The sequence below is a fragment of the Citrobacter sp. HN-141 genome (genome assembly GCF_033341895.1).
Classification (GTDB): domain Bacteria; phylum Pseudomonadota; class Gammaproteobacteria; order Enterobacterales; family Enterobacteriaceae; genus Citrobacter.
Genome location: NZ_JAWPBF010000012.1, coordinates 105,399 through 123,253, shown reverse-complemented (window position 1 = coordinate 123,253; position 17,855 = coordinate 105,399). Strand labels below are relative to the sequence as shown.

General features: G+C 50.7%; 18 protein-coding genes and 1 pseudogene. 8 read left to right on the top strand and 11 right to left on the bottom strand.

The genetic code is table 11. From position 1 onward, the window contains the following. Nucleotides 1–10: 10 nt before the first annotated feature. The 3 genes from RYZ59_RS15945 to xapA are packed head-to-tail and all read right to left on the bottom strand — an operon-like array spanning nucleotide 11 to nucleotide 3,061. Entirely contained in the window at nucleotides 11–913 is a 903-nt protein-coding gene (locus RYZ59_RS15945; protein WP_318049260.1) for a LysR family transcriptional regulator, read from the bottom strand. Between the two features lie 58 nt (nucleotides 914–971). Beyond that, nucleotides 972–2,177 carry an MFS transporter TsgA gene (gene tsgA, locus RYZ59_RS15940; protein WP_318049261.1) on the bottom strand — a complete coding sequence of 402 codons (1,206 nt, stop codon included), beginning with the start codon at nucleotides 2,175–2,177 and terminating at the stop codon, nucleotides 972–974. A gap of 50 nt (nucleotides 2,178–2,227) precedes the next feature. Continuing rightward, on the bottom strand, nucleotides 2,228–3,061 hold the full coding sequence (xapA, locus tag RYZ59_RS15935; RefSeq protein ID WP_318049262.1) for a xanthosine phosphorylase: 834 nt from the start codon (nucleotides 3,059–3,061) through the stop codon (nucleotides 2,228–2,230). A 419-nt stretch (nucleotides 3,062–3,480) separates the two neighbouring features. Here xapA and RYZ59_RS15930 point away from each other — a divergent pair, with 419 nt between their 5' ends. Then, entirely contained in the window at nucleotides 3,481–3,765 is a 285-nt protein-coding gene (locus RYZ59_RS15930) for a hypothetical protein (protein ID WP_318049263.1), read from the top strand. A 49-nt stretch (nucleotides 3,766–3,814) separates the two neighbouring features. On the opposite strand, the gene yhcN is transcribed toward RYZ59_RS15930, so the two are convergent. Both yhcN and argR read right to left on the bottom strand, forming a co-directional pair. Further along, entirely contained in the window at nucleotides 3,815–4,081 is a 267-nt protein-coding gene (yhcN, locus tag RYZ59_RS15925; protein ID WP_137382451.1) for a peroxide/acid stress response protein YhcN, read from the bottom strand. 379 nt (nucleotides 4,082–4,460) lie between these two features. Beyond that, nucleotides 4,461–4,931 (bottom strand): transcriptional regulator ArgR, encoded by a 471-nt coding sequence (gene argR, locus RYZ59_RS15920; RefSeq protein ID WP_003025162.1) that lies wholly within the window; start codon nucleotides 4,929–4,931, stop codon nucleotides 4,461–4,463. 436 nt (nucleotides 4,932–5,367) lie between these two features. Here argR and mdh point away from each other — a divergent pair, with 436 nt between their 5' ends. Beyond that, on the top strand, nucleotides 5,368–6,303 hold the full coding sequence (gene mdh / locus RYZ59_RS15915) for a malate dehydrogenase (protein WP_040234161.1): 936 nt from the start codon (nucleotides 5,368–5,370) through the stop codon (nucleotides 6,301–6,303). A 147-nt stretch (nucleotides 6,304–6,450) separates the two neighbouring features. Here the strand turns inward: mdh and degS are convergent, their stop codons facing one another. From degS to zapG, 3 genes are all read right to left on the bottom strand, one after another. Next, a complete protein-coding gene (gene degS / locus RYZ59_RS15910) occupies nucleotides 6,451–7,518 on the bottom strand; it encodes an outer membrane-stress sensor serine endopeptidase DegS (protein ID WP_005121354.1) in 1,068 nt (355 codons plus the stop codon). Between the two features lie 89 nt (nucleotides 7,519–7,607). Next, a complete protein-coding gene (gene degQ, locus RYZ59_RS15905) occupies nucleotides 7,608–8,975 on the bottom strand; it encodes a serine endoprotease DegQ (protein WP_137382450.1) in 1,368 nt (455 codons plus the stop codon). A gap of 168 nt (nucleotides 8,976–9,143) precedes the next feature. Beyond that, the gene (gene zapG, locus RYZ59_RS15900; RefSeq protein WP_005121352.1) at nucleotides 9,144–9,542 is read right to left on the bottom strand and encodes a Z-ring associated protein ZapG; all 399 of its coding nucleotides are present in this window, start codon (nucleotides 9,540–9,542) and stop codon (nucleotides 9,144–9,146) included. A gap of 192 nt (nucleotides 9,543–9,734) precedes the next feature. Here zapG and zapE point away from each other — a divergent pair, with 192 nt between their 5' ends. From zapE to sspB, 5 genes are all read left to right on the top strand, one after another. Beyond that, complete coding sequence (gene zapE / locus RYZ59_RS15895) at nucleotides 9,735–10,862, top strand: cell division protein ZapE (RefSeq protein WP_318049267.1); 1,128 nt, start codon at nucleotides 9,735–9,737, stop codon at nucleotides 10,860–10,862. Between the two features lie 217 nt (nucleotides 10,863–11,079). Next, nucleotides 11,080–11,508, top strand: coding sequence for a 50S ribosomal protein L13 (gene rplM / locus RYZ59_RS15890; protein WP_003025141.1), 429 nt, complete (start codon nucleotides 11,080–11,082; stop codon nucleotides 11,506–11,508). A gap of 15 nt (nucleotides 11,509–11,523) precedes the next feature. Then, nucleotides 11,524–11,916: a 30S ribosomal protein S9 gene (rpsI, locus tag RYZ59_RS15885; RefSeq protein ID WP_003025138.1), complete on the top strand. Its 393-nt coding sequence runs from the start codon at nucleotides 11,524–11,526 to the stop codon at nucleotides 11,914–11,916. Between the two features lie 315 nt (nucleotides 11,917–12,231). Then, a complete protein-coding gene (gene sspA / locus RYZ59_RS15880; protein WP_048213444.1) occupies nucleotides 12,232–12,870 on the top strand; it encodes a stringent starvation protein SspA in 639 nt (212 codons plus the stop codon). 5 nt (nucleotides 12,871–12,875) lie between these two features. Further along, the gene (gene sspB / locus RYZ59_RS15875) at nucleotides 12,876–13,373 is read left to right on the top strand and encodes a ClpXP protease specificity-enhancing factor (RefSeq protein WP_048213443.1); all 498 of its coding nucleotides are present in this window, start codon (nucleotides 12,876–12,878) and stop codon (nucleotides 13,371–13,373) included. Nucleotides 13,374–13,417: 44 nt separating this feature from the next. Here sspB and dcuC read toward each other — a convergent pair whose 3' ends face one another. Beyond that, nucleotides 13,418–14,785: an anaerobic C4-dicarboxylate transporter DcuC gene (gene dcuC / locus RYZ59_RS15870; RefSeq protein ID WP_318049268.1), complete on the bottom strand. Its 1,368-nt coding sequence runs from the start codon at nucleotides 14,783–14,785 to the stop codon at nucleotides 13,418–13,420. Nucleotides 14,786–15,066: 281 nt separating this feature from the next. On the opposite strand from dcuC, the pseudogene RYZ59_RS15865 reads away from it, so the two are divergent. Continuing rightward, nucleotides 15,067–15,141, top strand: a pseudogene (locus tag RYZ59_RS15865) (hypothetical protein); the annotation flags it as partial. Between the two features lie 79 nt (nucleotides 15,142–15,220). Here the strand turns inward: RYZ59_RS15865 and RYZ59_RS15860 are convergent. Next, a complete protein-coding gene (locus tag RYZ59_RS15860) occupies nucleotides 15,221–16,501 on the bottom strand; it encodes a cytosine deaminase (RefSeq protein WP_318049269.1) in 1,281 nt (426 codons plus the stop codon). Continuing rightward, a complete protein-coding gene (codB, locus tag RYZ59_RS15855; protein WP_318049271.1) occupies nucleotides 16,491–17,741 on the bottom strand; it encodes a cytosine permease in 1,251 nt (416 codons plus the stop codon). The genes RYZ59_RS15860 and codB overlap by 11 nt, the downstream gene beginning before the upstream one ends. Nucleotides 17,742–17,855: the final 114 nt, after the last annotated feature.

Below are 17,855 nucleotides of genomic sequence, written 5' to 3'. Positions count from 1 at the left end.
GGTTTCAGTTTTACCGCCCCTGTAATGTCATGATAAACGCGTTCATTAATGTGGAAAGCGGTTCGTCGTACCAGTAGGCATAAAGATCGGCTGGAATAGGGTCATTCAACGGTAAGAAACGAACGCCTGGCCAGTGGATCAATCCGCAGGTTTCTGGCAGCAAAGAGAGACCTATTCCTGCACTAACCAGCGCCAGTGCGGTTTGCGGTTCGTTAACCTGATGGGTAATCAGAGGATAAAATCCTACCTCAACACAGCGGTCATGTACCTGACGGGCGAAAGTGCTTTGATTAAATGAAAGCGAAATGATGGGGCGTTCAGCGAGCATCGCCAGTGAGACGCTTTGGTGTTGGCAGAGAGGATCGTGTTCAGGTACGGCGAGAGCAACCGCTTCGCGGGAAATCAACTGGCTACGGGTATTCGTCTCGGATTGGGGCAGTACGTTCCGGCTAATCGCAATATCAATTGTCCGGGCATGCAAGGCTTCAATTTGCTGATGTTGGGAAAGCTCCTGCAAGCTCCAGTTTACGTACGGCTGTTGCTTCTTAAAGTCCTTTAGACGCGTAAGCAGCGTCCCCCACAGTGCGCTACCGACTATCCCAATGTTGAAATGTTGATGTTCGCTACGGCCAATCTGTCGCACATAATTGAGGGATTGATCGGTGGTACTCAGGATACGATCGACTTCCGTTTTCAATACCTGCCCGGCTCGCGTGAGAACCACTTTACGGCTGGTACGTTCAAATAGCGTCGTTTCAAGGATCTCTTCCAGTTCTTTAATCTGCATACTCAACGGTGGTTGAGAGATGTTTAACCGGGCCGCGGCCCGGCCAAAGTGCAGCTCGTCAGCGAGAACCTGAAAATAACGCAATGTTCGAAGACGAATTCGGCTATTAGCCTGGAGATCAATCATGCTGGCTACGCGTAAAAGAGGGAGAGAAACGGCATCATGCCGTCCTCCCCAAAGCTTGTCAAACCGCAGTGGATGCCGAGCGGGCGAGACGCTCGGCCTGGCTGCAGGCGACAGCGGCAACCAGCGTCAGCAGTAACACACAATAGGCGACAGTAGACGTATTCACCGCCCCCTGCAGACCAAAGTGGCTGTTTACCATGGAGGATACGCTGGCAAACAGTAGTGTGCCCACAGTGCCGCACGTCAACAAGGCGGAGATCAAGGTTGGTGAACTGCGACTCACCTGCAGTGAACCATAGCTCATCAGACCGGAGAATAAACCGGAGTTAAAGAAACCAAACACGCCGCACGCTACCAGAATCAGCGTGGTACTGTTGCTGTTGGCAATCAGCGCAATGGAGACCAGACCAATGCTGGCGCAGATCAGCAGGAAAGTGCGCAGTTTCATCCATTTCACGGTGAACTGATTCAGGAACAGGCCAATGGCTTTCGTCACCCAATACACCGTAGTGAACAGCGCGGCATCCTGCGCCTGAAGTGTAAAACGCGATTGCAAGTAGCCCGGTGTCCACATGGTAAAAATGGGTTCAGCCAGCAGGAAAGCAAAGAGAGTAAAACAGATTAAATAGACGGAGATCCCCCAGGGTTCTGACTCTTCCGTTTTCTCGTGTTGCTGCGGCTGCGCAGCCTCTGTCGATGGGAAGCGACAACGCAGGGTAAGTGCTAACATCAGCGCGCCCAGACCGCCCATAATCCCATACATCGCAATCCAACTGGCACCCAGTTTAAACATCCAGGCTAACAGTAAAGACAGGGTTGCTCCGGCAAAGCTGAAAAAGAAATCGGTAAAAATCAGGCTGGAAGAGCGGCTCTTTTCATCGGGATTAATACGAACCACCAGATAACTGCCGATGGTCATAAACACGCCACCGCAGGCACCAATTCCGGCCACTGCAACGCTAAACAGCGTTAAGGTTGGTTGGATAAAAAGTACGGCGCTGATAATCACGGTGAGCGTTGCAGCAATAACTAATGGTTTTTTCAGCCCCCATTTTTTCATCAGAATGCCGCCAAGCATAATAGGCACAAACATGCCGATGTTCATCAGGGTAAAGACCTGCCCGATAAAGCTGGGGTCTTTATGAAAAGCGGCACAAAGTGGCCCGAGCACAATCCCCAGCGTCGACACCAGTGCGCCAACGAAGTAATAGCTCAGGTACGAAACGGCATTGAGATTTGCGCGAGAAAACTGATTGTCTGGCATAACTTTTCTCCAGACGGAGCAGAGCGACCTGTCCGTCTACGGAACCACGATCAAGCATACTGTTTGAGGAACTGGCTGATCAAACGAATAAAATCTTCGGTCACCATGACAGCGCATTTCAGCGTTTGTTCATGGGAAAGCTCGACATCACTGAGGCCTTCAGCCATATTCGTGATGGCTGAAACGGCCAGTACTTTCAGGCCACAGTGGCGTGCGGCTATCACTTCCGGTACCACCGACATACCGACGACATCGCCGCCCATACGCTGCATCATGCGAATCTCCGCAGCCGTCTCAAAATTAGGGCCAGGATAAGAGACAAAAACCCCTTCATGAAGCGTGATACCCAACTGCTCTGCGGCACCGTGAAGCTGCTGGCGTAGTTCGCGATCGTATGCGTTAGCGAGGCTAAAGAAGCGAGGACCAAAGCGTTCATCGTTCGGCCCGACAAGGGGGGTAGATGGCATGGTGTTGATGTGATCGTTGAGGGCGACCAGACTCCCTGCCGGAATATCTACGTTCAGCGAACCCGCGGCGTTGGTACAGAATAAAAATTCGCAGCCCAACAGTTTAAAGGTACGCACGGCATGGGTCATGATGCCCATTCCCAGCCCTTCATAAAAATGCCCACGTCCCTTCATGCAGATGAGGTCGATACCATAAAGCGTCCCCATCACCACTTCCCCGGCATGGCCGATTACGGTGCTGACCGGGAACCCGGGTAATTGTTGATATGAAAGCGTGGTTTTATTTTCCATGCGATCGGCAAGTGCCCCCAGACCTGACCCAAGTATCAGAGCGATACGTGGATGAAAATTGGGTTTTGCTGCACGCAGAATTTCAGCCGCTTCATACGGGGTATCGTTGACAACAGACATGGACATATCGACTCCAGAGACTATTCAGTTGCAGGCATTTTGTGGAGGCTTCAATTACAAATCCAATATGATAAATGCGGTTATTGATATGGTTTTCATATTGAAAAGATCAGATAAATATCGGATCTATTATTTTTCAGAAAGTTATGGTCAACGTGTTTCATACTGTTTCTGAAACGTAGTCATAATCTTGCATAAAAATGTGATGAATCTCTCTTTGTCTAAATGATGAACAGTTCATTCCTGACACATTACGCATACCGAGGCAGGGCTATACTTAAGACGAGCATTTAGCTGGGGTGATAAACGATGCCTGGACCGCAGGAACATAAAATTTTGCTGGCGGGATACAGGGGAAACAGGTTGAGGAAGACCCTGCATATCGGTGGTCTGTAGAGTAACTGGCGTCGGGGTGGTGGCTATAGATGAATATCTATACGTTTGATTTTGACAAGATTGAAAATCAGAGTGATTTCTACCGTGAGTTTGCGCGTACATTCGGTCTGGCCCGGGAAAAGGTGGTTGATTTAGATTCTTTGTGGGAGGTTGTGGTTGGGGAAATCTTGCCGTTACCTCTGGAAATCGAATTTGTCCATTTACCGGATAAGTTACGCAGGCGATATGGCGCGCTGATTTTACTGTTCGATGAAGCAGAAGAAGAGCTCGAAGGACAGTTACGCTTTAACGTTCGCCACTCAAAACAGGCATAAAAAAGCCCCCGGCAGACGGGGGCAAGTCGTCGGACTAGACGACGAGGGTTTATTTGTACAATTCTGCGGTTGCATGCCAGTGAGCACCTTCACGGAGTTCAGTGACACGATAGCTACTGGCGCCCGCTTTTTCTGCTTTATCGGCGATTGCCTGACGCATATCCATTGGCGAGCTACCGATCTGAGATACAGAGATAGTACCCATGGATTGCAGATTCTGTGCTTCTTGCGAGTTCACCTGATTAACAGCGGCGCTTGCACCGAAAGAGAGAACGGAGAGAAGGCTTAACGTTGCAACAGTGGTTTTGATTTTCATGATATTTACCTCGTCGAATTCTTTTATTAGGGGTCTTCGTTTCGTGACCCTCATCACAAAATCAAGTATACACTAATCACGCGATAAATTAATACCACGCTAATTGTTTCGTTGGCAATCAGGTGTTAAAAAAAGTATTTTTTATAACCATATAGAATTAAAAATACAGGTTAGAGCTTATTCTCGAAAATAAAATCAATAAATTCATGTGGATACACAATTTTGCAAATTGTGCGTTTTTGATGAGTATCATTCACTATGTGAATGTATTTTGGCGGTGAAACGCACTATTTGTGAAATGCTCGGCAGTAGAAAGCTGAGGAGGGGAGCAGAAAAGAGAGATTTTTTCCCCCGCCACAGGGCGTGACGGGGAAGGGAATTACAGTTCTTGTTCAAACAGTTCCAGAATGGCTTCGTACAGGTCTTTTACCGTAAAACCTTTGGCCGGTGTGGTGAAGATGGTATCGTCACCCGCAATCGTACCGAGAATACCTTCTGCTTTACCCAGTGAATCCAGCAGGCGGGCAATCAACTGCGCAGCGCCTGGGCTGGTATGAATAACGACAACGGCATCGTTGTAGTCGATATCCAGCACCAGATTTTTCAACGGGCTTGATGTTGTCGGGACTCCCAGCTCTGCAGGCAGACAGTACACCATTTCCATTTTCGCATTGCGGGTACGCACGGCACCAAACTTGGTCAGCATGCGTGAAACCTTGGACTGGTTGATATTATCAAAGCCCTGATCCTGCAACGCGAGGACGATTTCGCCCTGAGAGCTGAATTTTTCTTCTTTAAGTAGCGCTTTAAACGCCTTAACTAATTCTTCTTGTTTAGCCGAGCTTCGCATAAGTCACCCGTAATATGGCGGTAGAAACAACATTATTGTGCATACAGATGAATTTTTATGCAAACGGTCTGCCTCGTTCAAGGCTGAAATAATGTTATGAAAGAGCGGGATTTTATCAAATTTCGTTATCAAGAAACATGCCTGTGTCACGGCTCGCAAATAAGATTAAAAGTAAATTAAATGTTATCAAATTGATGTTGTTTTGAGGGAGCTGTAGGGTATATTGTCAGCACCTGTTGGAAAGTTGCTCTACTGTGCGAGTGGTTTTGAATTACGTAACTTAGGTTTTATTTTACGTAAGTTAAATGCATAAAAGCCAAATTTGCGTGACTACGCATTCTTGAAGCGTGGTTATTGAATTCGTTGGATTTGTGAATTAAGGTCGCCGCCGCGGAGCAATAGACATTTTGCTTATCAATATAATAAGGAGTTTAGGATGAAAGTTGCAGTCCTCGGCGCTGCTGGTGGTATCGGTCAGGCGCTAGCATTACTGTTAAAAACCCAACTGCCTTCAGGTTCAGAACTCTCCCTGTACGACATCGCTCCAGTAACCCCTGGTGTGGCCGTTGATTTGAGCCATATCCCTACTGCTGTGAAAATCAAAGGCTTCAGCGGTGAAGATGCGACCCCTGCACTGGAAGGTGCTGACGTGGTGCTGATTTCTGCGGGTGTTGCACGTAAACCAGGTATGGACCGTTCTGACCTGTTTAACGTGAACGCTGGCATCGTGAAGAATCTGGTGCAGCAGGTTGCGACAACCTGTCCGAAAGCGTGTATCGGTATCATCACTAACCCAGTGAACACGACCGTTGCTATCGCTGCTGAAGTGCTGAAAAAAGCAGGCGTATACGATAAGAACAAACTGTTTGGCGTGACTACGCTGGACATCATCCGCTCCAACACCTTTGTGGCGGAACTGAAAGGCAAACAGCCTGGCGACGTTGAAGTCCCGGTTATTGGCGGCCACTCTGGCGTGACCATTCTGCCGCTGCTGTCACAAATTCCTGGCGTAAGCTTCACTGAACAAGAAGCGGCTGATCTGACCAAACGTATCCAGAACGCGGGTACTGAAGTTGTGGAAGCAAAAGCTGGTGGCGGGTCTGCAACCCTGTCTATGGGTCAGGCTGCAGCACGTTTCGGTCTGTCACTGGTTCGTGCGCTGAGCGGCGAAAAAGGTGTGGTGGAATGTGCTTACGTTGAAGGCGACGGCCAATATGCTCGCTTCTTCTCTCAGCCGCTGCTGCTGGGCAAAAATGGCGTAGAAGAACGTCAGTCCATCGGTAAACTGAGCGCGTTCGAACAAAGCTCGCTGGAAGGCATGCTGGATACGCTGAAGAAAGATATCACGCTGGGCGAAGAGTTCGTTAAGTAACGCGAAGAGAGGCCTGCGTGTATTTGTAGGCCTGATAAGCGTAGTACCATCAGGTATTACGAGTTAACGCCCTACGATATGCCTAATAAAAACCGGAGCTAATTGTGCTCCGGTTTTTTTATGGTAAGTGGTCTGCCAGACGTGACGTTAGTTGGTGGCTGGGTATTCCTGGATCGTTACCTGCAGCGTCAACTGTTTGTCATCACGCATCACGACAACGGAGATAACTGAACCGGGGCGAATCTCAGCGACCTGATCCATGGTCTCCAGTGCTGATACTGCCGGTTTATTATTTACCGAAATGATGAGGTCGTTGACCTGAATTCCGGCCTGGGCCGCCGGACCATCCGGGGCCACTTCGTTCACGACAATCCCCTGAATTTGATCCATGCCGCTACCTTGTGCGTGCAGCGGTGCAATTTCACGCCCGCTGATGCCGATGTAGCCACGAATAACGCGCCCGTCGCGAATCAGCTTATCCATGATTTTCGTCGCCAGTTGAAACGGAATGGCAAAACCAATCCCTTCCGGCGTTTCACCATCATTGCTCTTATCAAACGACAGTGTGTTAATCCCCATCAACTCACCCAGCGAGTTAACCAGCGCACCGCCGGAGTTACCGTGGTTAATGGAGGCATCCGTCTGCAGGAAGTTTTGCCGGCCCGTTGGGTTCAGGCCAATACGCCCCGTGGCGCTGATGATCCCCTGAGTAATGGTTTGCCCAAGGTTGTACGGGTTGCCGATGGCAAGCACGACATCGCCAATATGCGGTACACGTTTGTTATTAATCGGGATCGTCGGCAGCCCGCCTGCTGCGTTGATTTTCAGCACGGCAAGGTCGGTTAAGGTATCGGAGCCAACAAGCAGCGCTTCAAAGACACGTCCATCCTGCAACGCGACGATGATTTGGTCGGCGTCATTAATGACATGCTTGTTAGTGATGATATAGCCGCGTTGATCCATGATAACGCCTGAACCGAGCGTGCGGATCTCAAGCTGGTTATGCGTCGTGCTGTTCATACTGCGGTTGTACACGTTGACCACGGCAGGCGCAGCACGGCGAACTGCCGGGTTATAGCTGGCAGGGGTTTCATCTGTGCTGTCGAACTGTGGTGCGGTAAGCGTATTAATTTTTCGCAGAGAGGGCATCGCGGCCAGCAGAATGGCGCCGACGATTAAACCAATCGCGACCGAACGTAAAAGCTTCACAAACATGATGGCGGCGTCATTAAAAAAGGGAACGGCAGCAGCATATCACGAGTTTACCGGACATCACACGGGGGGCTGATGTCCGGTTGTCCTGGTTAACGCAAAAGCAGGTAAATACTCTCGTTTCCACGAACGACCTGCAGAGCAATGATTGACGGTTTTGTTTCCAGCACTTTGCGCATTTCGGCAATCGAGTTCACCCGATCGCGGTTAACGGCGATGATGACGTCATCTTTATGCAGGCCGGCCTGTGCGGCTGGGCTACTTTTCTCAACGTTATCAATTCGAATACCTTTGGCACCGTCTTTTAGCTGCCCGTCGCTGAGCGTGGCCCCTTGTAATGCCGGTGCAATCATTTCCGCACTGGCGGAAGATGATGTACTGGTATCCAGCGTCACTTCAACTTCCAGTGGTTTACCGTTACGCAGCAGGCCCAGTTTGACCTTGGTCCCAGGTTCAGTTGTCGCAATGCGTGAACGCAGTTCGGCGAAGCTGTTAAGCGGTTTACCGTTGAGGCTGGTAATGACGTCACCTGATTTCACGCCCGCTTTGGCGGAACCAGAGTTAGGCAGAACTTCGCTGACAAACGCGCCACGTTGTACATCCAGTTTGAATGCTTTAGCTATGTCAGCGGTCATTTCAGTGCCTTTAATACCTAACAGACCGCGTTTGATTTCGCCAAACTGCATTAACTGCTGCGCCAGCGTACGTGCCATGTTGCTGGGGATTGCAAAACCAATCCCGATGCTGCCGCCGCCAGGCGCCAGAATGGCGGTATTGATACCAATCAGCTCACCATTCAGGTTGAGCAACGCACCGCCGGAGTTACCGCGGTTAATCGACGCATCTGTCTGAATAAAGTTTTCCAGACCTTCCAGGTTCAGACCACTGCGACCCAATGCGGAGACGATCCCTGAGGTTGCCGTTTGTCCCAACCCGAACGGGTTGCCGACGGCGACAGCAAAATCACCCACGCGCAGTTTGTCGGAATCAGCGATAGCGATTTGTGTCAGGTTGCTGGGATGCTGTATCTGCAGCAGGGCGATATCGCTCTGATCGTCGCTACCGATGAGTTTGGCATCGAATTCGCGCCCATCGTTCAGCTGAACGCTAATTTTCTGTGCCTGATTAATAACGTGGTTGTTGGTCAGAACATAGCCTTTGGCTGCGTCAATGATGACGCCTGAGCCCAGTCCCTCAAATGGCTGCGAGGGCTGGTCGGGCAGCTCATCGCCAAAAAATTTTTTGAACTCTTCCGGGACTTTTTGCCCTTGAACGGCGGTGCCTTCGACTCTCACGCTAACCACGGCAGGTAACACTTTTTCCAGCATGGGGGCGAGGCTGGGGAGCGCTGCCTGACCGGGTACCTGGCCGGGAATCGACGCAATGGCCTGGAATGGCGCCGAGAGAGTTAACCCGACACTTAACGCTAATGCACTCAACAGCTGGGTTTGTTTTTTCATGGATCCTGCTCTCGTACCTTGAGTAAACGGAAGATGATTCAAAACAGTTTGATGTTATTGAATTTTCGGTTTGGTCACAATGAGGCTAACGACTAAATAATAGCTGGGACGGGAAGAGAAGCGGAGGGCGCAATTGCTGCGCCCCATAAATTTCTTAACGATGTGCAGTTAGTCGCGCTTTGCGCCACTACGCAGCAGGCCGGAAGCCCCTTCGGAATAGTCACGCGGCATCTGAACCGGCGCCTGATCGTTACCCGCTTCAGACTCAGCCAGACGGTTACGGAACGGGTTGTTTTCCGCTGACATGCCCGGCAGCAGGCTGCTGGAGCTTTTCGCCATATGCTGGTAAATCTGACGATAATCGTCCGCCATGTTATCCAGCAATTCAGCGCTGCGGGCAAAGTGGCTCACCAGCTCTTCGCGGTACTCTTCCAGCTCAGCTTTATTCTTTTCCAGTTCGTACTGTAATGCCTGCTGTTGGCGTAATTTACGATTACCAAAACGCATGGCTACAGCACCAATAATGATACCGACGACTAACCCAATTAGCGCATATTCCCAGGTCATGAACATCTCCCGTTGTCTTGTGTTTCCGTAGGGTGTTGGCTTTAGGCTCCATGCCTGCGCCTGATTATGCCACTATAACCGCTAATCCCGTAGAAGTGGAATCCCGTGTTTATATCACGTAATGTAGAACGGCCTTTTTTTCGTCAACCGTGAGCGACGGCACATCGATTCTCAAGGAATAACAATAACATCATGCAAAGCTTTTCCCCGACATCGCGTTACCAGCAAGCCCTCAACGACGGCAGTCATCAGCCCGACAATGTACAACAAGAAGCCGTGAATCGACTGGAAACAATTTTCCAGGCACTTACGACGCCAGCACGTCCTGCGCCGCAGGAGAGTGGACTGAGGGCGCGTTTTGGTAAATTGCTGGGCAAGCGTGAGTCGCCGATCAACGCACCGGTGCGTGGCTTGTATATGTGGGGCGGAGTTGGGCGCGGAAAAACCTGGCTGATGGACCTGTTCTACCATAGCCTGCCGGGCGAACGTAAACAGCGTTTGCACTTTCACCGTTTTATGCTGCGTGTGCATGAAGAGCTTACTGCCTTACAGGGGCAGAGCGATCCGCTGGAAATCATCGCAGACCGCTTTAAGGCCGAAACGGACGTGCTGTGCTTTGATGAATTTTTTGTCTCGGATATTACCGACGCCATGCTGCTCGGTGGCTTAATGAAGGCGCTATTTGCTCGCGGCATTACGCTGGTGGCAACGTCCAATATTCCGCCTGATGAACTGTATCGTAACGGTTTGCAACGTGCGCGCTTCCTTCCCGCTATCGACGCCATTAAACAGTATTGTGACATCATGAACGTGGATGCCGGCGTTGACTACCGGTTGCGTACGTTAACCCAGGCACACTTATGGCTGTCCCCGCTGAATGCTGAAACGCAGCGGCAGATGGATAAGCTCTGGCTGGCCTTGGCGGGAGCGAAAGGTGATCATGCGCCGACGCTGGAGATTAACCACCGCCCGATGCAGACGCTGGCCGTTGAGAACCAAACGCTGGCGGTCTCGTTCACTACACTGTGCGTCGATGCCCGCAGCCAGCACGATTACATTGCCTTGTCGCGCCTGTTCCACACGGTGCTGCTGTCTGATGTACCGGTAATGACGACGCTGATGGAAAGTGAAGCACGACGCTTTATCGCGCTGGTTGATGAGTTCTACGAACGCCACGTTAAGCTGGTGGTCAGCGCCGCAGCGCCTTTATATGAAATCTACCAGGGCGAGCGCCTGAAGTTTGAATTCCAGCGTTGTTTGTCGCGTTTGCAGGAAATGCAAAGCGAAGAGTATCTGAAGCGCGAACATTTAGCCGGTTAAACCCGCTGCAAATCACATAAAGGGGTCGATCTTTGACCCTGACTTCTCTATAATCTTGCGACCCCACGTTACGAGAGAGTTTTTTCCCAAAACTTTCTATGTGCCGGCATAGGCTATTCGAAGGGGTAGGTTTGCTGGACAATGTCGTGTGAACCTCAACTGACAAAACGTTTGGGTGTTCACCAACGTGTAACTTATTTATTTGGGTAAGCTTTTAATGAAAACTTTTACAGCTAAACCAGAAACCGTAAAACGCGACTGGTATGTTGTTGACGCGACCGGTAAAACTCTGGGCCGTCTGGCTTCCGAACTGGCTCTGCGCCTGCGCGGTAAGCACAAAGCGGAATACACTCCGCACGTAGATACTGGTGATTACATCATCGTTCTGAACGCTGACAAAGTTGCTGTAACCGGCAACAAGCGTACTGACAAAGTGTACTATCACCACACCGGTCACATCGGTGGTATCAAACAAGCGACCTTTGAAGAGATGATTGCTCGCCGTCCTGAGCGTGTGCTTGAAATCGCGGTTAAAGGCATGCTGCCAAAAGGCCCGCTGGGTCGTGCTATGTTCCGTAAACTGAAAGTTTACGCTGGCAACGAGCACAACCACGCGGCACAGCAACCGCAAGTTCTTGACATCTAATCGGGATTATAGGCAATGGCTGAAAATCAATACTACGGCACTGGTCGCCGCAAAAGTTCCGCAGCTCGCGTTTTCATCAAACCGGGCAGTGGTAAAATCGTAATCAACCAACGTTCTCTGGAACAGTACTTCGGTCGTGAAACTGCCCGCATGGTAGTTCGTCAGCCGCTGGAACTGGTCGACATGGTTGAGAAACTGGATCTGTACATCACTGTTAAAGGTGGTGGTATCTCTGGTCAGGCTGGTGCGATCCGTCACGGTATCACCCGCGCTCTGATGGAGTACGACGAATCCCTGCGTGGCGAACTGCGTAAAGCTGGCTTCGTTACTCGTGATGCTCGTCAGGTTGAACGTAAGAAAGTCGGTCTGCGTAAAGCACGTCGTCGTCCTCAGTTCTCCAAACGTTAATTGCTTTCTGCTTCGGCAGATTACAATTTGCGAAAAAACCCGCCTCGGCGGGTTTTTTTATGATTTTCATCCGCCAAAGATCACGGTAATACGCTGATTGCCACCTCTTTTTCCCCATTTCCAGAATCGACTCACCACAAAGGTCACAAAATCTGGTAAACTATCATCCAATTTTCTGCCCAAATATCCGGTATTGTTCATTTTTTGTTTGTATTTTGAACAGTAATGACTTTCCCGAATCTGGGTGACATCACTTCTGGCTGGTCACAAAGTGGCTGGTAGCAGTAAAAATTCTGAATATACCTGGAGGTTTTCATGGCTGTCGCTGCCAACAAACGTTCGGTAATGACGCTGTTTTCTGGTCCTACTGACATCTATAGCCATCAGGTCCGCATCGTGCTGGCTGAAAAAGGTGTTAGTTTCGAGATTGAGCACGTGGAAAAGGACAATCCACCGCAGGATCTGATCGACCTCAACCCGAATCAGAGCGTCCCGACACTGGTGGATCGTGAGCTGACCCTGTGGGAATCTCGCATCATTATGGAATACCTGGATGAGCGTTTCCCGCATCCGCCGCTGATGCCGGTTTACCCGGTTGCGCGTGGTGAGAGCCGCCTATACATGCAGCGTATTGAAAAAGACTGGTACACGCTGATGAACGTCATCGTGAACGGTTCTGCATCTGAAGCCGATGTTGCACGTAAACGTCTGCGTGAAGAGCTGCTGGCAATTGCCCCAGTCTTTGGTCAAAAACCGTATTTCCTGAGCGATGAGTTCAGCCTGGTAGATTGCTACCTGGCGCCGCTGCTGTGGCGTTTACCGCAGCTGGGTATTGAATTCAACGGTGCAGGTTCGAAAGAACTGAAAGGGTATATGACCCGCGTCTTCGAACGTGACTCTTTCCTGGCTTCTCTGACTGAGCCTGAACGTGAAATGCGTCTGGGCCGGGGTTAACCTGTATGGATTTGCCACAGTTAACGCCACGCCGTCCGTATCTGCTGCGCGCATTCTATGAGTGGTTGCTGGACAACCAGCTCACGCCGCACCTGGTGGTGGATGTGACGCTCCAGGACGTGCAGGTTCCGATGGAATACGCACGTGACGGGCAAATTGTTTTGAATATTGCGCCGCGTGCCGTGGGCAATCTGGAACTGGCGAACGACGAAGTGCGCTTTAATGCGCGCTTTGGCGGCGTGCCGCGCAACGTTTCCGTACCACTGGCGGCGGTACTCGCGATCTATGCCCGTGAAAACGGCGCAGGAACGATGTTTGAACCTGAAGCAGCCTATGACGAAGATGTCGACAGCCTCAATGATGACGATGTCGCGCCTGAGAGCGAAAACGAAACGGTGATGTCGGTGATTGATGGCGATAAACCGGATAATCACGATGACGATCCTGACGACACGCCACCGCCTCCTCGCGGTGGGCGTCCGGCGCTACGCGTAGTGAAATAATCAAACAGGCCCTTGCGGGCCTGTTTTGCATTCTGCGTCAGATATCAATAAAACAGCGCGATAGTGGCAATCATATTGACCACAAATCCTATCGCCATTGGGATGGCTGTCCGTTTTACGACCTCAAAAGGCGACACGCCAGCAATACCGGATGTCACGACAATCACAGCGGTAATCGGTGAAACTGCACGTGCCAGCGTGGTGGCAAAGTGCATCGGCATAATCATCACAACCGCAGGAATATGCAGCCCCGCAGCAATATCCGGGATCAGGCTGGCGAATGACATAAACGGTGCATTCCCGGATCCCATTACAATTGCGCAGGCGGCGATAACCACGGCCATAATGATCATCACACCGATACCGCCAAGCCCGGAGTGTTCTGCGCCTTTAATCACCGCCTCGACGGTGCCAATAGTGGTTAAGCCCTTGGCAAAGATCTCACCGGCCACCACCAGCGTGACGACATTGGCAAACTGTGTTCCCATGCCGTCAAAAAACGCCTGCACATCATCCATAGTCTCACGCAGATTATGTTTATGAAGAAACTCCACAAACATGGTCAGCGTCAAGCTCATTAGCATCACCACAACCAGATTCAACTCTGTCTGCATTAATCCCATATGCGCCAGCAACAGCGAGCCCAACATCAGGAGCAGCGGCATCACCGGTAAAATGGCGTAATAGAGTGGCGGTACATCTTCCAGCGTCTTTTGTTCATTGAAGCCTGTGCTGTCTGGTTGTGTTTTTTGATCAAACCGGCGTTGAACGAAAAAGTGTGCGATGGCGACGGCGATGATGACGCAGGACGCGACAGGGAGTTGGTAGTGGAAGAAATAAGTGGCTATTTTCATCCCCGCAACCTGTGCGGCAAAAATTGAGTTGGTTTCCAGAATGCCCCATTCAATCGACATCGAGGTGGCAATAACCGCTACCGCGGATAAACGGCTCACGCCCAGGCTGACCAGCGTTGGGAAGAGCGTAACCATCAGCAGCATGCCCAATCCGGAAGCACTGGTGATGAACTGTGCCATGATTTGACCAATGACATACGTCGCGGCAAGCACAATATAGGGTGAGCGGATGTGCTTGAGTGGACGGCTCAACAGGCTGACCATTGCCCGGCTGGCTCCCATTCTGTCCATATAGCGGGCATAACCGCCCACTGCCATGATGGACAGCCCAAGACCTGCCGCCCGGTTGGAAAGCATACGTAGAATTTCATTATAAATATCGACCAGCAGATAACCGCTGCTTTTGTCGCTGGCGACCAGTGCGCCGTACCCCAACCAGACGCCGCAGATCATCAGGAAGATCCCGGCTGCTGCCAGTACTACCTGTGGTTTGTAGTTTTTGAGGATCAGGTAACCCATCGTTAATAAAACGATGACAGAGATAATAATGCCGAACATTTTTTCACTCCATGCCAGAGAAGAAGATAAATCCGGTAATAACGCTGTTTTAAATGCGGATGTTATATTTTTTCTGGCATGTGTTTTGGAGTGGATATCGTATTTTTATAATCGAAGGTTGGTTATTTTTCGTTTTAAAATAGTGGCTTATGATTTATTTTAAAGATCATATTCGCAGATTTCATAAAGTTAGTTTTAGCCCTTGGTAATAAAAAACTGTCCGCTCAATCATTCATATTTAAATATATGTATTTTATATATCCTCTGTATGAGCATATCCATTACGCAGCCGCCCGCTGGCGCGTAAAAAACTGTCGGAAATGGTTGAGGGAGAACTTGAACAGATGTGTTGCAGATTAGCAGCCTGACAGAAAATATTTCGCCATACGTTTTTGCCGCAGGCTGTGAGTCTGCGGCCATGTCCGAAAAGAAAATCTAGCGCTTAAACGTTACCGCTTCTGGCTGCGCCAGATGGAGCGTTGTCTGGCTTGGCACCGTCTCGGCAATAACCCGCCCATGGCGGATTGAATAACGTGCAGGTGTCTGGCGACGCACCGCATCAAACCCATTTTCAGCAGGTAAAATCACCAGGTTTGCCGAGTTCCCAATACTCAAACCGTAGTCCTGTAAGTGCAGGGTTTTCGCGCTGTGGGTGGTGATGAGATTTAGCCCATCATTGATTTGTCCGTACCCCATCAACTGACACACGTGTAATCCCATATGCAGAACTTGCAGCATATTCGCGGTTCCCAACGGGTACCACGGATCAAAAACGTCATCATGCCCAAAGCAAACATTGATGTCCGCTTCCAGCATCTCTTTGACGCGGGTGATGCCACGGCGCTTAGGATAGGTGTCAAAACGTCCTTGCAGGTGAATATTCACCAGCGGATTGGCAACGAAGTTAATACCTGACATTTTCAACAGACGGAAAAGGCGGGAAGCATATGCGCCGTTATAGGAATGCATCGCCGTGGTGTGGCTGGCTGTCACGCGCGCTCCCATGCCATAGCGATGCGCCAGCGCCGCGACGGTTTCAACAAAGCGCGATTGCTCATCATCAATCTCGTCACAGTGCACATCGATAAGTCGGTCATACTTCTGCGCCAGGGCGAAAGTTTTGTGCAGCGACTCAACGCCATATTCACGCGTGAATTCAAAGTGAGGAATTGCGCCAATGACGTCGGCACCCAAACGCACAGCTTCTTCTAATAGCGCTTCGCCGTTGGGATAAGAAAGAATACCTTCCTGTGGGAACGCTACAATCTGCAGCTCCACCCACGGTGCCACTTCCTGCTTCACCTCCAGCATGGCTTTCAGCGCCGTCAGCGTAGGATCGGAAACGTCTACGTGAGTTCGGACATACTGGATGCCGTTGGCCATCTGCCACTTAAGGGTCTGCATGGCGCGGGTCTTCACGTCTTCGTGGGTGAGCATCGCCTTGCGTTCGGCCCAGCGCTCAATACCTTCAAACAGCGTACCCGACTGGTTCCAGCTGGGCTCCCCTGCAGTTTGCGTTGTGTCCAGGTGGATGTGTGGTTCAACGAAAGGGGGAATGGCCAGCCCGCCTTCAGCATCAAGCACCTCGCTCTGTGGCGCAGCTGCTGTTTCCTGGGGATCAATACGGCTAAAACGCCCGTTTTCAATCGTGATTTGCCACAATCCTTCACGCCCCTGCAGACGGGTTCGAGTTAGGGTGATGGTGTTATTCTGCATGACTGACCTCCGGGGATTTTGCAAGGCTACGATTGAAAAGGGGATTCAGCAGGATATAGCTGAATACGCCGCCAAGCACGGCGTTGACCGGCACAATACCTGGGATGTAGTGTCCGGCGGCGATTCCCAGCGCGACGGACAGAATAGCTATCCAGTTGACCGGAATAAACTGTGCTGTGTTGAAGTTGGTGTAGCGGCGGTGGTTTAACAGATAATCGGCAATAATCACTCCGCCAATAGGAGGGATCGCCGCCGACAGGAATGTCAGCCAGCCGACAAAGTTATTGTAAAGCCATAATGCGCACAGTGTTCCAATAATGCCGTTGGCCACGGACAATGTGCGGCTGGAAAGGCCGGTAATATTAGCAAACCCCAAACCGGAGGCGTACAGCGCGTTGTCGTTGGTGGTCCAGATATTCAGGCCGAGTACGATAATTGCGGGCAGCAGCAGCCCCTGCGCGATCATCACATCTGAGATATCTGCCTGTCCTACTGCGGCGGCTCCGGCGGCGCCGAAGATAAACATCAACGAGTTGCCAAGGAAAAATGCCACCATGGCAATCAACACTGCGCCTTTGGCATTTCGCCCGAAGCGGACGAAGTCGGCGGTTAAGGTGCCTGCGCTGACAAACGATCCGACGACCAACGCCAGTGCCGTGGAGAAATTCAGCGGTGTCTGCGGCACAATTGCTTTTAAATGATCCAACCCTCCCACATCGCTCACTGCCAGCCAGACAGAGTAGCTGCCAAGAATGACGATAGCGGGAACGGCGATGATGGACAAAATGGTGAGTGCCGAGATACCAAAGAAGATGGTCATGGTCATCAGTAGACCAGAAACTGCAATCAGGATATTGACGTCAATACCCGTCGCTTTACCCACCGGGATGGCGAACATTGCCACACCGACGCCAAACCAGCCCACCTGTGTGCCACCTAGTAGCATTGAGGGAAGCCATGAACCTTTTATGCCAAATGAGTAACGTGCGAGGAGGTGGGTAGAGAGACCTGTTTTTGCGCCAATATAACCGAGAAATGCAGTGTAAATACCGAGGAGGAGATTACCGAAGAGAACTGCCAGGAAAAAATCATTATAGGAAAGACCGGTACCGAGAGTGCCTCCGGTCCACATACTGGCTGAAAAGAATGTTAACCCCAACATCACAAACGTCAGTGGTATCACGCCTTTCCGCGCTGCCAGAGGGACGGGGCCCTGGCTATAATTGTTGTCCTGCGACACAACGCCTCCTTGAATTTTGCCCAAAAAATCCGCCGCATCATAAACACTTCTCAGAATAAAGCAAACGTTTCCGTATGATTTTTACATGGTTATTATTCATGGTGTTTATGTGTT

What these genes read in the sequence shown, in the direction of transcription:
- RYZ59_RS15945 (WP_318049260.1), bottom strand. Translation starts at nt 913, where the DNA reads ATGATTGATCTCCAGGCTAATAGCCGAATTCGTCTTCGAACATTGCGT.
- tsgA (WP_318049261.1), bottom strand. Translation starts at nt 2,177, where the DNA reads ATGCCAGACAATCAGTTTTCTCGCGCAAATCTCAATGCCGTTTCGTAC.
- xapA (WP_318049262.1), bottom strand. Translation starts at nt 3,061, where the DNA reads ATGTCCATGTCTGTTGTCAACGATACCCCGTATGAAGCGGCTGAAATT.
- RYZ59_RS15930 (WP_318049263.1), top strand. Translation starts at nt 3,481, where the DNA reads ATGAATATCTATACGTTTGATTTTGACAAGATTGAAAATCAGAGTGAT.
- yhcN (WP_137382451.1), bottom strand. Translation starts at nt 4,081, where the DNA reads ATGAAAATCAAAACCACTGTTGCAACGTTAAGCCTTCTCTCCGTTCTC.
- argR (WP_003025162.1), bottom strand. Translation starts at nt 4,931, where the DNA reads ATGCGAAGCTCGGCTAAACAAGAAGAATTAGTTAAGGCGTTTAAAGCG.
- mdh (WP_040234161.1), top strand. Translation starts at nt 5,368, where the DNA reads ATGAAAGTTGCAGTCCTCGGCGCTGCTGGTGGTATCGGTCAGGCGCTA.
- degS (WP_005121354.1), bottom strand. Translation starts at nt 7,518, where the DNA reads ATGTTTGTGAAGCTTTTACGTTCGGTCGCGATTGGTTTAATCGTCGGC.
- degQ (WP_137382450.1), bottom strand. Translation starts at nt 8,975, where the DNA reads ATGAAAAAACAAACCCAGCTGTTGAGTGCATTAGCGTTAAGTGTCGGG.
- zapG (WP_005121352.1), bottom strand. Translation starts at nt 9,542, where the DNA reads ATGACCTGGGAATATGCGCTAATTGGGTTAGTCGTCGGTATCATTATT.
- zapE (WP_318049267.1), top strand. Translation starts at nt 9,735, where the DNA reads ATGCAAAGCTTTTCCCCGACATCGCGTTACCAGCAAGCCCTCAACGAC.
- rplM (WP_003025141.1), top strand. Translation starts at nt 11,080, where the DNA reads ATGAAAACTTTTACAGCTAAACCAGAAACCGTAAAACGCGACTGGTAT.
- rpsI (WP_003025138.1), top strand. Translation starts at nt 11,524, where the DNA reads ATGGCTGAAAATCAATACTACGGCACTGGTCGCCGCAAAAGTTCCGCA.
- sspA (WP_048213444.1), top strand. Translation starts at nt 12,232, where the DNA reads ATGGCTGTCGCTGCCAACAAACGTTCGGTAATGACGCTGTTTTCTGGT.
- sspB (WP_048213443.1), top strand. Translation starts at nt 12,876, where the DNA reads ATGGATTTGCCACAGTTAACGCCACGCCGTCCGTATCTGCTGCGCGCA.
- dcuC (WP_318049268.1), bottom strand. Translation starts at nt 14,785, where the DNA reads ATGTTCGGCATTATTATCTCTGTCATCGTTTTATTAACGATGGGTTAC.
- RYZ59_RS15860 (WP_318049269.1), bottom strand. Translation starts at nt 16,501, where the DNA reads ATGCAGAATAACACCATCACCCTAACTCGAACCCGTCTGCAGGGGCGT.